The organism is Burkholderia cepacia complex sp. TUM26381 (assembly GCF_057439935.1).
The window spans coordinates 2,930,372-2,944,102 of record NZ_CM172006.1 but is presented as its reverse complement, the minus strand read 5'-3'; the positions used below and the strand labels follow the sequence as shown (position 1 = coordinate 2,944,102).

Below are 13,731 nucleotides of genomic sequence, written 5' to 3'. Positions count from 1 at the left end.
GTGCGCCGGTCCTGTCCGGCACCCGCCAAGCAAAAACGCCACGGCATGCCGTGGCGTTTTGCGTTACCGCTTCGCGCCGTCGTCCGGCGCGGGGCGATCAGTGGTGCACGTCGGCGGGACGCCCGTCGAAGTCGTGTCCGGCGCGGCGGATGTCGCAGCGCGCATCCTTTTCTCCTTTCACGCCGTTGAACACGATGTTCAGGATCACCGCCGTGGCCGATGCCAGCAGGATGCCGCTGTGCAGGATCGGGGCGAGCGCGGGCGGCAGCTTCGAGAAGAAGTGCGGCGACACGACCGGCACGAGGCCCATGCCGACGCTCACGGCGACGATGAACAGGTTGTGCGAGTTGTTCACGAAGTCGACCTTCGACAGCACCTTGATGCCGTTCGCGGCCACCATCCCGAACATCACGATGCCTGCGCCGCCGAGCACGAACGGCGGCACCGATGCGACGACCTGCGCCATCTTCGGGAACAGCCCGAGCAGCACGAGGATCACCCCGCCCGTTGCACACACGAACCGGCTCTTCACGCCCGTCACGCCGATCAGGCCGACGTTCTGCGAGAACGACGTATGCGGGAACGAGTTGAAGATGCCGCCGATCAGCGTGCCGAGGCCGTCGACGCGCAGGCCGCGCACCAGGCGTTCCTGGTTGACCGGGCGATCGACCATGTCGCCGACCGCGAGGAACATGCCGGTCGATTCGATGAACGTGACGAACATCACCGTGACCATCGTCACGATCGACAGCGGGTCGAAGTGCGGCATGCCGAAGTGGAACGGCATCACGATGCCGACCCACGGTGCGTGCGCGACGCCGTCGGTATTGACGCGGCCGATCGCGAACGCGATCGCGAAGCCGGCGACGATGCCGAGCAGCACCGAGATGTTCGCGATGAATCCGCGGCCGAACTTGTTGATCATCAGGATCAGCGTCAGCACGAGCAGCGACAGGCCGAGATAGACGGGGCTACCGTACTCGGGGTTGCCGACGCCGCCGGCCGCCCAGTTGATGCCGACTTCCATCAGCGACAACCCGATCACCGCGATCACGGTGCCGACGACCACTGGCGGGAAGAACCGCAACAGCTTGCCGATCATCGGCGCGAGCACGATGCCGATGATGCCGGCCGCGATCGTTGAACCGAAGATGTCGAGAATGCCGAGGCCGGGGTTCGTGCCGATCGCGATCATCGGGCCGACTGCCGCGAACGTGCAGCCCATGATGACGGGCAGGCGGATCCCGAAGATCCACAGGCCCAGCGTCTGGATCAGCGTGGCGATGCCGCACGAAAACAGATCGGCGCTGATCAGGAACGCGATCTGGTCTTTCGGCAGCTTGAGCGCCGCGCCAACGATAAGCGGCACGGCGACAGCGCCGGCGTACATGACGAGGACGTGTTGCAGGCCAAGCGTAACCAGCTTGCCGGTCGGCAGCACTTCATCGCACGGATGGACCGTGTTCGATTGCATCTGTCTCACTCCATGATCTTGTTTTCGGGGTGATACGAAGTTATGCGGAATGAATCCACGCAACAAGAGCGCTGGGTACTATTCCGTTCTTTGCTGGTTCGATATGCCAATTCGGCATGGAACAGGGTGTCGATCATCGGGAAACAGCCGCAGGAGTGAGGTTCCCCGGTTTTATAGCCCTTCAAAATAGCGCCGGCCCCCATGTCAAATATAGGCCGCTTTATGGTGTGTATCGGGCGATGCGCATAGTGGCAAAAAGGGGTGTCGAAAAATCGCGCCGGGTTAACCCGCGAACGGCCGCTTTTGCTCGCAAGGTGCAGCCCGGTGAAACCCGGCGGCCGGCCGTACTTTCGACGCGTCCGCGTGGTGGCAAAAACCGGGGCGCACATCGCGATCCCGTTATCATCGAGATCCGTTCATACGAATTTGCCTATCCGTCATGCGCCTGCTCGGAATCGACCTCGGCACCGGCTCCGTCAAACTCGTCACGCTCGATGCCGATGGTGTCGAGCGGGCAGTCGCGAGCGAACCTTATGCGCTGTCGGCACCGCAGCCCGGCTGGGCCGAGATCGCGCCCGACGCGTGGTGGCAGGCGCTCGTGCGCGCAGCCGCGCGGCTGCCGGCCGGTGAGCGCGCGCAGGTCGCGGCGATCGGTTTCTCGGGCCAGATGCACGGCGTCGTGCTGATCGACGCGGCCGGGCAGCCGGTGCGGCCCGCGCTGCTGTGGCCCGACACGCGCGCGGTGCGCGAAGCGGACACGGCCGCCTGGCCCGTCGCACCGAATCCCGTCGCGCCCGGCATGGCTGGCCCGCTGTTGCGCTGGCTGGCCGCGCACGAACCCGATGCGCTGCGCACCGCGCGCTGGGCCGTGCAGCCGAAGGACTGGCTGCGCATCGCGCTCGGCGGCGACGTTGCGGCCGATCCGAGCGACGCGTGCGCGACCGCGCTTGCGACACCCGATGGCGCGTGGGATTTCGCGTTGATCGACGCGCTCGGCCTGCCGGCCGACCGCTTCGCGCCGATGATGGCGTCGACTGCGCGCTGCGGCACGCTCGGCGCGCAGGCTGCCGCCGCGCTCGGGCTGCCTGCCGGCGTGCCGCTTGCGACGGGCGCGGCCGACACCGCCTGCGCGGCGCTCGGCAGCGGGCTGCTCGCCGCAGGCGACGCACTGCTGACAACCGGCAGCGGCGGCCAGATCGTCGTGCTCGCGGATGCGCTGCCGCCCGCGCGGCGCGGACTGCATCGCTATCGCACCGCGGCCGGCGGCGGCTATTACACGATGGCCGCGATGCAGAACGTCGGGCTTGCGCTCGAAGCCGTGCGCGGCTGGCTCGGCTATGCGGGATGGGCCGACGCGTATGACGATGCATTTGCGCAGCCGGCGTCGGAACGGCTGTGCTTCCTGCCGTACCTGACGGGCGAGCGTTCGCCGTGGATGAACCCCGATGCGCGCGGCGGCTGGCTCGGCCTCGGGCTCGGCGATACGCGCGGCGCGATGATGCGCGCCGCGTTCGAAGGCGTCGCGTTCGCGTTGCGCGCGGGGCTCGATGCGATCCGCGATGCCGAGCGCGGCGACCCGGTGGCGACGCTGCGTCTCGCGGGCGGCGGCTCGGTCGATCCGCGCTGGCGCCAGTTGCTCGCCGACGCGCTCGGCGCGTCGCTGTACGCGATCGATTGCCCGAATGCCGCGACGCGCGGCGCAGCGTTGCTCGCGGGCGTCGCGATCGGGCACTGGCGCGAAGACGCGTTGCGCGCGCTGGCGCCGGCCGCGTCGCCGGTCGCCGCGCCGCGCGACGACCGCCTGCTGGCCGCGCGCCACGCGCGCTTCATCGATCTGTACGCGCGCACGGATGCATGGTTCACGGCGGGCGTTTAAACTCGAACACTTGTTCTTTTGCGTCAGCGATGACGCATCGTGGCAAGCCGGCGGCCGTTTCCCGCACGCGGTGCGTGGCGGGACCGGCCATCATGGCGAGCACGGGATGCTTTCTTCGTGTCGCGCGCGATGCCGCGCGGCACGGCTTCGACAGCTTTGCATGGAACCCGGCGGGCGCCGAAACGCGCGTGCGGGCCGACCTCACAGACACACAGGAGTGACACGATGAAAACGAAAGCCGCGATTGCATGGAAGGCGGGTGCGCCGCTGACGATCGAGGAAGTCGATCTCGAAGGGCCGCGCGCAGGCGAAGTGCTGATCGAAGTGAAGGCGACGGGCATCTGCCACACCGACTACTACACGCTGTCGGGCGCCGATCCGGAAGGGATCTTCCCGGCGATCCTCGGCCATGAAGGCGCGGGCGTGGTGGTCGACGTCGGCCCCGGCGTCGGCACCTTGCGCAAGGGCGATCACGTGATTCCGCTCTACACGCCCGAATGCCGCGAGTGCAAGTTCTGCCTGTCGCGCAAGACCAACCTGTGCCAGAAGATCCGCGCGACGCAGGGCAAGGGCCTGATGCCCGACGCGACGTCGCGCTTCTCGCTCGACGGCAAGCCGCTGTTCCACTACATGGGCACGTCGACGTTCTCGAACTACATCGTGGTGCCGGAAATCGCGGTCGCGAAGGTGCGCGAGGACGCGCCGTTCGACAAGATCTGCTACATCGGCTGCGGCGTGACGACGGGCGTCGGCGCGGTCGTGTATTCGGCGAAGGTCGAGGCGGGCGCGAACGTCGTCGTGTTCGGCCTCGGCGGGATCGGCCTGAACGTGATCCAGGGCGCGAAGATGGTCGGTGCGGACAAGATCATCGGCGTCGACATCAATCCGAAGCGCGTCGAGCTCGCGAAGAAGTTCGGGATGACGCACTTCATCAACCCGAACGAAGTCGAGAACGTCGTCGACCACATCGTGCAACTGACCGACGGCGGCGCCGACTACTCGTTCGAGTGCGTCGGCAACGTGAAGCTGATGCGCCAGGCGCTCGAGTGCACGCACAAGGGCTGGGGCCAGTCGTTCATCATCGGCGTGGCGGCAGCGGGCGAGGAAATCAGCACGCGTCCGTTCCAGCTGGTGACGGGCCGCGAGTGGAAGGGCTCGGCGTTCGGCGGCGCGCGCGGCCGTACCGACGTGCCGAAGATCGTCGACTGGTACATGGAAGGCAAGATCAACATCGACGACCTGATCACGCATACGCTGCCGCTCGAGCGAATCAACGAAGGCTTCGACCTGATGAAGGCCGGCGAGTCGATCCGTTCGGTCGTGCTGTACTGACCGGGAGCGCATCGCCATGCTCGAACTCGTTTCCTCGCATGCGTGCCACGGCGGCGAGCAGCGCTTCTACCGTCACGATTCGGCGGCCATCGGCCTGCCGATGAAGTTCTCGGTGTACCTGCCGCCGCAGGCGGCGCACGGCCGCGTGCCGGCGCTGTTCTATCTCGCGGGGCTCACGTGCACCGACGAGACGTTCGCGATCAAGGGCGGCGCGCAGCAATACGCGGCGCAGCACGGCATCGCACTCGTGATGCCCGACACGAGCCCGCGCGGTGCGGGCGTGCCGGGCGAGACCGAGGCATGGGATTTCGGCGTCGGCGCGGGCTTCTACGTCGATGCGACCGAGGCACCGTGGTCCACGCATTACCGGATGGAATCGTACGTGACGGGCGAACTGCGCGAGCTTGTTGCGGCCGAGTTGCCGATCGACGGTGCGCGGCTCGGCATCTTCGGTCACTCGATGGGCGGGCATGGCGCGCTGACCCTCGCGCTGCGTCATCCGGGCCTGTACCGGTCGGTGTCGGCGTTCGCGCCGATCGCCGCGCCGACGCGCTGCCCGTGGGGCGAGAAGGCGTTCTCGGGTTACCTCGGCGACGATCGCGACGCATGGAAGGCGCACGACGCGAGCGAGCTCGTCGCGCGCGCCGATGCGCCGAAGTTCGCGGACGGCATCCTCGTCGACCAGGGGCTGGCCGATCAATTCCTCGCGAACCAGCTGAATCCCGACGTGTTCGAGGCCGCGTGCACGAAGGCCGGCCAGCCGCTGACGCTGCGCCGTCATCCGGGCTACGACCACGGTTACTACTTCATCTCGACGTTCATCGCCGATCACCTCGCGCATCACGCGCGGGTGCTGGCCCGGTGAGCGGGAAGGGAAGCAGATAACGCATACGGCGTTCTGCGCGAACTCGCGGACGCATGAAAAAACGCCGGCGCTGCCCTCGGGCACGCCGGCGTTTTCATTTGCGTCGGGCGGCGATCCGTCGGGCAGCGATCCGTCGGGCGGCGATCAGTTGCGCCGCAACAGGCTCGCGCCGTACACGAGCGCCGACAGCGCGGTGATCCAGAAGCTGGTCGGCCAGTCGGTGTGATAGGCGAGCACGATGCCGGCCCACGCCTCGAACAGCGCGAACAGCGCGGCGAGCAGCACGCCCGTCGACAGCCGCGTCGACACGTTCTGCGCGGCCGCAGCCGGCCCGACCAGCAGCGTGAACACGAGCAGCACGCCGACGATCTGCGTCGCCGCGGCCACCGCGAGGGCGCACACCGCGAGGAACAGCATCGACACCGTGCGCAGCGACACGCCCTTGGCTTCGGCCAGTTCCGGCTGCAGCGATGCAAACAAGAGCGGCCGTGCGATCAGCGCGAGCGCCGCGAGGCTCACCGCGCCGATGCCCGCGAGCACCGCGAGCGTGTCGTGGCTGACCGCGAGCACGTTGCCGAACAGCAGCGCGGTGACCTGCGTTGCGAACGACGTGTAGAAATGCAGGAACAGCAGGCCGAAGCCGAGCGCGCCCGACAGGATCACGCCGATCGCGACGTCGCGGCCCGCGAGCTTTTCGCCGAGCGCACCCATCCCGATCCCGGCCGCGAGCGTGAAGCCGACCATCCCCCAGATCGGCGAGATGCCGAGCAGCACCGCGCCCGTCGCGCCCGTGAAGCCGACGTGCGACAGCGCATGGCCCGCGAAGGTCTGCCCGCGCAGCACCAGGAAGTAGCCGACGATGCCCGCGAGCACCGCGACGATGCCCGACGCCGCGAAGGCGTTGATCATGAAGTCGTATTCAAACATCGTGCGAATGCCCGGGATGAGCGTGTCCGTGGTGGTGATGGCCGTGGTGGCCGCCACCGCCGTGCGAGTGACCGTCGTCGTCCTCGTGTTCGTGGTCGTGCTTCTCGATCTCGACGTCGCCCGACATCACGAAGATCTTGCCGTTCACGCGCATCACGTCGATCGGCGACCCGTAGAGCCGCGACAGCACGGGCTTCGTGATCACCTCGTCGACGGTGCCGAGCGCCGCAACGCCGTTGCCGAGATACAGCACGCGGTCGAGCGCGTTCAGCAGCGGATTCAGTTCGTGCGCGGAGAACAGCACGGTGATGCCGAGCTCGCGCTGCACGTTGCGCACGAGTTCGACGACGCCGCGCTGGTGGTTCGGGTCGAGGCTGATCAGCGGCTCGTCGAGCAGCAGCAGCTTCGGATCGCCGAGCAGGCACTGCGCGAGCAGCAGGCGCTGGCGCTCGCCGCCCGACAGTTCCGACAGCGGCCGGCGCGCGAGCGACGGGCCGCCGACGAGATCGAGCACGCGATCGACGTCGCGGCGCGTGGCCGCGTTCGTGTGCGGCAGCCCCCAGCGGTGGCCGTCGGCGGCCATCGCGACGAAGTCGTAGCCGCGCATCCGGCGGTTCGCGAGGCCGCTCCTGATCTGCGGCATGTAGCCGATCGACGGGTTGCCGCGCACGACCGGCACGCCGCCGACGGACAGCGTGCCGGCCGACACGGGCACGAGGCCGAGCACCGCGCGCATCAGCGTCGTCTTGCCCGCGCCGTTCGGCCCGAGCACGCCGACGAATTCGCCGGGTTCGATCGAGAAGCTGACATCGCGCAGGATCGTGCGTCCGCCCAGTTCGAGCGTGACGCGATCGACGGCGAGTGCGTGGGGAGTGTCGGTCATGTCGTTACGGTTGTTTATTGCTTGCCGGCCGACAGCGCGTTGCCGAGCGCGTCGAGCTGGCCGGCCATCCATTGCTGGAAGGTCTTGCCGGCCGGCTGCGTCTCGGTGACGCTGACGGTCGGCACGCCGCCGTCGCGCGCGATCTTCAGCATGCGCCTGGTCATCGGTTCTTCGGCCTGGCTGTTGTAGATCAGCACGCGCACCTGCTTCTTGCGCAGGTCATTCTCGAACGCGGCGACGTCCTGCGCGCTGGCTTCGGTGTCGTTCATCGTCGCGAGCTGGAAGCGCTGGTTGCGCATGTCGAGACCGATCGCGTCGGACATGTAGCCGAACACGGGCTCGGTGGCCGTCACGGGCACGCCCTTGTACTTCGCGCGCAGCGCGGCGACCTTGTCGTCGACGGGCTTCAGCGACGCGATGAACTTCTGCAGATTCGCGTCGTACTCGGCCTTGTTCGCCGGGTCGGCACGGCCGAGCTCGGCCGCGATCGCGCGCGCGGCGGCCGGCATCGTCGCCGGGTCGTACCACAGATGCGGGTTGTCGCCGGCCTTCTTGCCGACCAGGTTGGCGACGACGATCGTCGCGCGCTTCGCCTGCTTCGACGCGCCGAGCAGCTTGCCCATCCACGGATCGTAGTCGGCGCCGTTGTAGATCACGACCTGCGCGTGCTGGAGCGCGCGGGCCGTCTTCGGGCTCGCTTCGAACAGGTGCGGATCCTGGTCGGGATTGCTGAGGATGCTCGTGACCGCGACGTGGCTGCCGCCGATCTGCGTCGCGACGTCGCCGTAGAAATTCTCGGCGGCGACGACGTTGACGGTCGCGGCCTGCGCGAACGCGGGCGCCGCGAGCGACAGCGCGGCAACGGCGGCGGCGAGCCAGCGGACAGGCGACAGAGCACGCCGCGGCGCGCGCTTCAGGGCAATGGACATGGAACTCCTCGTGGGAAGGGGCGGCGCGTGGCCGCGCGATTCGGCGTCAGCGTTGCGCGGGCTTGCGCTTGCAGTGCCCGCACAGGCCGCTCAGCTCGACGACCTGGTGGTGGACTTCGAAACCGTGCGCGGGCTCGCTCGCGGACAGCTGCTTCGCGAGGTCGCCGCCGGGAATCTCGACGGTGTCGCCGCACGAATCGCAGATCAGGAACTGGCCTTCGTGCGGCACGCCGATCTCGCAGCACGCGAAGAACGCGTTCTTCGATTCGATCCGGTGGATGAAGCCGTGCTCGACGAGGAAATCCAGCGCGCGATAGACGGTCGTCGGCGGCACGCGGCCGCGCTGCGGTTCGAGTTCGGCGAGCAGGTCGTACGCGCCGATCGGGCGCTGCGCGGCCAGCACGCGTTCGTAGACCTGGCGGCGCAGCGGCGTCCACGCGAGCCCGTGCTCGGCGGCGAATGCGTCGGCCCGGGACAGCCGGGCGTCAATGGACGATGAGGTAGCCATGGCGTGAAGCAGGGCGATGAAACACAGTATGGCGATGATATAACGTATCGCCGCGCCGTGCAGCGCGATTTCCCCTTTCCGTCCTCGCTTCGTCCCCTTCATCGCCGGTCCCACTGCGCCGCACCGCGCGCCCCGCGCCTTGCCGGGCGTACGCAACGGGCCGCCGTCGTGCGCCGCCGTGCCGCAGCGCGTCATAGAAAGCCGTCACGTCGTCTTGACAGCGCGAATCGCGTATCCGATCATTCGATCAACAACAGAGCAATTGATCGGTCAGCGAGCGTTCGCTCACCTCATGACCGTCGTACAGCAGAACGAACCGGAGACAGCCAGTGAGACTGGAAGACAAGGTCGCGATCCTGACGGGCGCCGCAAGCGGCATCGGCGAGGCGGTCGCGCAACGCTATCTGGACGAGGGCGCGCGCTGCGTGCTCGTCGACGTGAAGCCGGCAGGCGGCTCGCTCGCGCGGCTGATCGAGGCGAACCCCGGCCGCGCGGTGGCCGTCACCGCGGACGTCACGCGCCGCGACGACATCGAGCGGATCGTCGCGACGGCGGTCGAGCGCTTCGGCGGCGTCGACATCCTGTTCAACAATGCGGCGCTGTTCGACATGCGCCCGATCCTCGACGAATCGTGGGACGTGTTCGACCGGCTGTTCTCGGTCAACGTGAAGGGGCTGTTCTTCCTGATGCAGGCCGTCGCGCAGCGGATGGTCGAGCAGGGGCGCGGCGGCAAGATCGTCAACATGTCGTCGCAGGCGGGCCGTCGCGGCGAGTCACTCGTTTCGCACTACTGCGCGACCAAGGCCGCGGTGATCAGCTATACGCAGTCGGCCGCGCTCGCGCTCGCGCCGCACCGGATCAACGTGAACGGGATCGCGCCGGGCGTCGTCGACACGCCGATGTGGGAGCAGGTCGATGCGCTGTTCGCGCGCTACGAGAACCGTCCGCTCGGCGAGAAGAAGCGGCTCGTCGGCGAAGCCGTGCCGCTCGGCCGCATGGGCGTGCCGGGCGACCTGACGGGCGCCGCGCTGTTCCTCGCGTCGGCCGACGCCGATTACGTCACCGCCCAGACGTTGAACGTCGACGGCGGCAACTGGATGAGCTGACGTGGCGCCGCTCGCACGCGCCACCCGCCGGCCGGCCCGCGACGCTGCGGCATCGCCGCGCGCCGCGGCCGCCGTCGTACCAGGAGGGGCCGCCTGATGGCCGAGATCGTCGTCGCAGGCGAACTGCTCGCCGAATTCGTCGCCGCCGAGCGCGGCCAGGGCTTCGATACACCGGGCCTGTTCGCAGGACCGTTCCCGAGCGGTGCGCCGGCGATCTTCGCCGACCAGGCCGCGCGGCTCGGCGCGCGCGTCGCGTATGCGGGCTGCGTGGGCCGCGACGCGTTCGGCGATGCGATCGTCGCGCGGCTCGAACGCGACGGCGTCGACGTCGCGCGCATCCGCCGCGTCGCGCGCCCGACCGGCACCGCGTTCGTCGCGTATCGCGACGACGGCTCGCGCAGCTTCGTGTTCACGCTGTCCACCAGCGCGGCCGCGTGCGTCGATGCATCCGACGTCGATAGCGCAATGTTCGACGGCTGCCGCTACTTCCACGTGATGGGCTCGTCGCTGACGAGCGAATCGGCGATCGCGGCCGTGCAGCGCGGCGTGATCGAGGCTGCGCGTGCCGGCGCGAAGGTGTCGTTCGATCCGAACGTGCGGCCCGAGATGCTGGGTTTCCGCCCGATGCGCGCGGCGCTCGACCAGATGCTCGCCGCGTGCCATCTGTTCCTGCCGAGCGAGGCCGACCTGCCGTTCTTCTGCGGACCGCAGCCGGCCGAGCGCGCGATCGCAGGTTTGCTCGCGACGCATCCGCTGCTCGAGCGCGTCGTGCTGAAACGCGGCGCGCAAGGCAGCGTCGCGTTCGACCGCGCGAGCCGCGTCGACGCACCGGCCTTTCCGGTCGACGAAACCGATCCGACCGGCGCCGGCGACTGCTTCGGCGGCACGCTGGTCGCAGGCCTCGTCGCGGGCGTGCCGATCGAGGTCGCACTGCGCCGCGCGAACGCGGCCGGCGCGATCGCGGTCACGCGGCGCGGCCCGATGGAGGGCAACAGCAGTGCGGCCGAGATCGACCGCTTCCTGACCGAACGAGGTATCGCATGTCCGGCCTGACGACCCTTGCCGAACGCCCGCGCCATGCGCACGCGGACGCCGTGCTGCGGATGATCTTCGACGCGAACCGCGCGGACGCGCAGCGCGGCATCTATTCGATCTGCAGCGCGCACCGGCTCGTGCTGGAGGCCGCGTGCGAAGCCGCGCGCGCGGACGGCTCGCCTCTGTTGATCGAGGCGACCTGCAACCAGGTGAACCACCTCGGCGGCTATACGAGCATGACGCCGGCCGATTTCCGCCGCGACGTCGACGCGATCGCCGCGCGCTGCGGGCTTGCGCCGTCGGCGCTCGTGCTCGGCGGCGACCATCTCGGCCCGAACCCGTGGCGGCACCGTCGTGCGGCCGACGCGATGCGCGAGGCCGTCGCGATGGTCGCCGCGTATGTCGAGGCCGGCTTCGAAAAGATCCACCTCGATGCGAGCATGGCGTGCGCGGACGATCCCGAGCGGCTCGACGACCGGACGATCGCCGCGCGCGCGGCCGAGCTGTGCCGCGCGGCGGAAGATGCCGCCCGGCGCGCCGGCACGGCGCCCGTCTACGTGATCGGCACCGAGGTCCCGACGCCGGGCGGCGAAGTCAGCGGCGATGCGGGCGACGAAGCGGGCAGCGATGCGATCGCGCAAATCGCGGTCACGCGCAGCGACAGCATCGACGCGACGCTCGACGCGCACCGCCGCGCATTCGCGGCGGCCGGGCTCGACGACGCGTGGACGCGCGTCGTCGCGATCGTCGCGCAGCCGGGCGTCGATTTCGACGATCGCCACGTGCTCGACTACGACAGTGCCAAGGCAGCGTCGCTTGGGGCGAGTATCCTGCATACACCACGCCTCGTGTTCGAGGCACATTCGACCGATTACCAGACCGAAGATGCGCTCGCCGCGCTCGTGCGCGACCACTTCGCGGTGTTGAAGGTCGGCCCCGCGCTGACGTTCGCGCTGCGCGAGGCCCTGTTTGCGCTGACCTTCATCGAGGAGGCGCTGATCGACGACGTCGCGCAGCGCTCGCGGTTGCGCGACGTCGTCGATGCCGCGATGCGTGCGCAGCCCGAACACTGGGCGCCGTACTACCGCGGCGACGAGACCGCGCAGCGGCTCGCGCGCCAGTTCAGCTACAGCGACCGCATCCGCTACTACTGGCTGCAGCCGGCCGTCGCGGCCGCGGTGGAGCAACTGTTCGGCAACCTCGCGCGGCAGCCGGTGCCCGAGACGCTCGTCGCGCAGTGGCTGCCGGATGTCTACGCGGCATGCCGCGCGGGCGGGCTCGCGAAAGAGCCGCGCGCGTGGGTGCGCCACCGGATACGCGACGTGATCGCGCACTATGCGCGCGCGTGCGGCATGCAGCGGCCGGCATGACGGGCCGCGAAGGAAACGACGCAACACCGACGACACTTCGAACAAACACAGGAGACATGCCATGCAACGAAAGATGCTCGACGCCGCCGCACGCTGCTTCGCCGGAGCCGCGCTCGCGACGGCGGCCTGCGCCGCGTCCGCCGGCACGCTGACGATCGCGACGCTGAACAACCCCGACATGATCGAGCTGAAGAAGCTGTCGCCGGCATTCGAGAAGGCGAACCCGGACATCAAGCTGAACTGGGTGATCCTCGAGGAGAACGTGCTGCGCCAGCGCGCGACGACCGACATCACGACCGGCAGCGGCCAGTTCGACGTGATGGCGATCGGCACCTACGAGACGCCGCAGTGGGGCAAGCGCGGCTGGCTCGCGCCGATCACGGGCCTGCCGGCCGATTACGACCTGAACGACATCGTGAAGACCGCGCGTGACAGCCTGTCGTACAACGGCCAGCTCTATGCGCTGCCGTTCTACGTCGAAAGCTCGATGACGTTCTACCGCAAGGACCTGTTCGCGGCGAAGGGGCTGAAGATGCCCGACCAGCCGACCTACGAGCAGATCGCCGACTTCGCGGACAAGCTCACCGACAAGGCGAAGGGCACCTACGGGATCTGCCTGCGCGGCAAGGCCGGCTGGGGCGAGAACATGGCGTACGTGTCGACGGTCGTGAACACGTTCGGCGGGCGCTGGTTCGACGAGAACTGGAACGCGCAGCTCACGTCGCCCGAATGGAAGAAGGCGATCACGTTCTACGTGAACCTGCTGAAGAAGGACGGCCCGCCGGGAGCGAGCTCGAACGGTTTCAACGAGAACCTGACGCTGACCGCATCGGGCAAGTGCGCGATGTGGATCGATGCGACGGTCGCGGCCGGCATGCTCTACAACAAGCAGCAGTCGCAGGTGGCCGACAAGATCGGCTTCGCGGCCGCGCCGGTGGCGGCCACACCGAAGGGTTCGCACTGGCTGTGGGCATGGGCGCTGGCCGTGCCGAAGACGTCGAAGCAGCAGGACGCCGCGCGCAAGTTCATCGCGTGGGCGACGTCGAAGCAGTACATCGAGATGGCCGGCAAGGACGAAGGCTGGGCATCGGTGCCGCCGGGCACGCGCACGTCGACGTATCAGCGCCCCGAGTACAAGGCCGCCGCGCCGTTCTCGGACTTCGTGCTGAAGGCGATCGAGACGGCCGACCCGAACGATCCGTCGCTGAAGAAGGTGCCGTACACGGGCGTGCAGTACGTCGGGATTCCTGAATTCCAGTCGTTCGGCACGGTGGTCGGCCAGTCGATCGCCGGTGCGGTCGCGGGCCAGATGACGGTCGACCAGGCGCTCGCCGCCGGGCAGGCCGCGGCCGACCGCGCAGTGCGGCAGGCCGGCTACAAGAAGTAACGCTCAAGCAGTCACGCGGCCCGCAGCGTGCGCCGTTGC

Annotated in this window: 12 protein-coding genes; 7 read left to right on the top strand and 5 right to left on the bottom strand. The window is 68.7% G+C overall.

Going from position 1 to position 13,731, the window contains the following annotated elements; translation table 11 throughout:
- Positions 1–97: 97 nt before the first annotated feature.
- Positions 98–1,474, bottom strand: coding sequence for a nucleobase:cation symporter-2 family protein (locus ACWMMN_RS13835; protein WP_044844484.1), 1,377 nt, complete (start codon positions 1,472–1,474; stop codon positions 98–100).
- A 439-nt stretch (positions 1,475–1,913) separates the two neighbouring features.
- Between ACWMMN_RS13835 and ACWMMN_RS13830 the strand changes: the two genes are divergently transcribed.
- From ACWMMN_RS13830 to fghA, 3 genes are all read left to right on the top strand, one after another.
- Positions 1,914–3,350: a xylulokinase gene (locus ACWMMN_RS13830; protein WP_486422762.1), complete on the top strand. Its 1,437-nt coding sequence runs from the start codon at positions 1,914–1,916 to the stop codon at positions 3,348–3,350.
- Between the two features lie 225 nt (positions 3,351–3,575).
- Positions 3,576–4,682 carry an S-(hydroxymethyl)glutathione dehydrogenase/class III alcohol dehydrogenase gene (locus ACWMMN_RS13825; protein ID WP_011353045.1) on the top strand — a complete coding sequence of 369 codons (1,107 nt, stop codon included), beginning with the start codon at positions 3,576–3,578 and terminating at the stop codon, positions 4,680–4,682.
- A 16-nt stretch (positions 4,683–4,698) separates the two neighbouring features.
- Entirely contained in the window at positions 4,699–5,547 is an 849-nt protein-coding gene (gene fghA, locus ACWMMN_RS13820) for an S-formylglutathione hydrolase (RefSeq protein ID WP_340624414.1), read from the top strand.
- 144 nt (positions 5,548–5,691) lie between these two features.
- On the opposite strand, the gene ACWMMN_RS13815 is transcribed toward fghA, so the two are convergent.
- Genes ACWMMN_RS13815 through ACWMMN_RS13800 form a run of 4 tightly spaced genes read right to left on the bottom strand, consistent with a single transcriptional unit; the run spans position 5,692 to position 8,794 of the window.
- Positions 5,692–6,474 carry a metal ABC transporter permease gene (locus ACWMMN_RS13815; RefSeq protein WP_027810962.1) on the bottom strand — a complete coding sequence of 261 codons (783 nt, stop codon included), beginning with the start codon at positions 6,472–6,474 and terminating at the stop codon, positions 5,692–5,694.
- Positions 6,467–7,357, bottom strand: a complete 891-nt coding sequence (locus ACWMMN_RS13810) for an ABC transporter ATP-binding protein (protein WP_486422761.1) — start codon at positions 7,355–7,357, stop codon at positions 6,467–6,469. Before ACWMMN_RS13810 ends, ACWMMN_RS13815 begins: the two co-directional genes overlap by 8 nt.
- Positions 7,358–7,371: 14 nt before the next feature.
- A complete protein-coding gene (locus ACWMMN_RS13805; RefSeq protein ID WP_059233328.1) occupies positions 7,372–8,286 on the bottom strand; it encodes a metal ABC transporter solute-binding protein in 915 nt (304 codons plus the stop codon).
- A gap of 46 nt (positions 8,287–8,332) precedes the next feature.
- Positions 8,333–8,794: a Fur family transcriptional regulator gene (locus ACWMMN_RS13800; RefSeq protein WP_011546084.1), complete on the bottom strand. Its 462-nt coding sequence runs from the start codon at positions 8,792–8,794 to the stop codon at positions 8,333–8,335.
- Between the two features lie 329 nt (positions 8,795–9,123).
- Between ACWMMN_RS13800 and ACWMMN_RS13795 the strand changes: the two genes are divergently transcribed.
- From ACWMMN_RS13795 to ACWMMN_RS13780, 4 genes are all read left to right on the top strand, one after another.
- Entirely contained in the window at positions 9,124–9,900 is a 777-nt protein-coding gene (locus ACWMMN_RS13795; protein WP_059233329.1) for an L-iditol 2-dehydrogenase, read from the top strand.
- 96 nt (positions 9,901–9,996) lie between these two features.
- Entirely contained in the window at positions 9,997–10,953 is a 957-nt protein-coding gene (locus ACWMMN_RS13790) for a sugar kinase (RefSeq protein ID WP_256085233.1), read from the top strand.
- Entirely contained in the window at positions 10,941–12,305 is a 1,365-nt protein-coding gene (locus tag ACWMMN_RS13785) for a D-tagatose-bisphosphate aldolase, class II, non-catalytic subunit (protein WP_486422760.1), read from the top strand. The genes ACWMMN_RS13790 and ACWMMN_RS13785 overlap by 13 nt, the downstream gene beginning before the upstream one ends.
- Before the next feature lie 61 nt (positions 12,306–12,366).
- Positions 12,367–13,692, top strand: a complete 1,326-nt coding sequence (locus tag ACWMMN_RS13780; protein ID WP_256085231.1) for an ABC transporter substrate-binding protein — start codon at positions 12,367–12,369, stop codon at positions 13,690–13,692.
- Positions 13,693–13,731 lie beyond the last annotated feature (39 nt).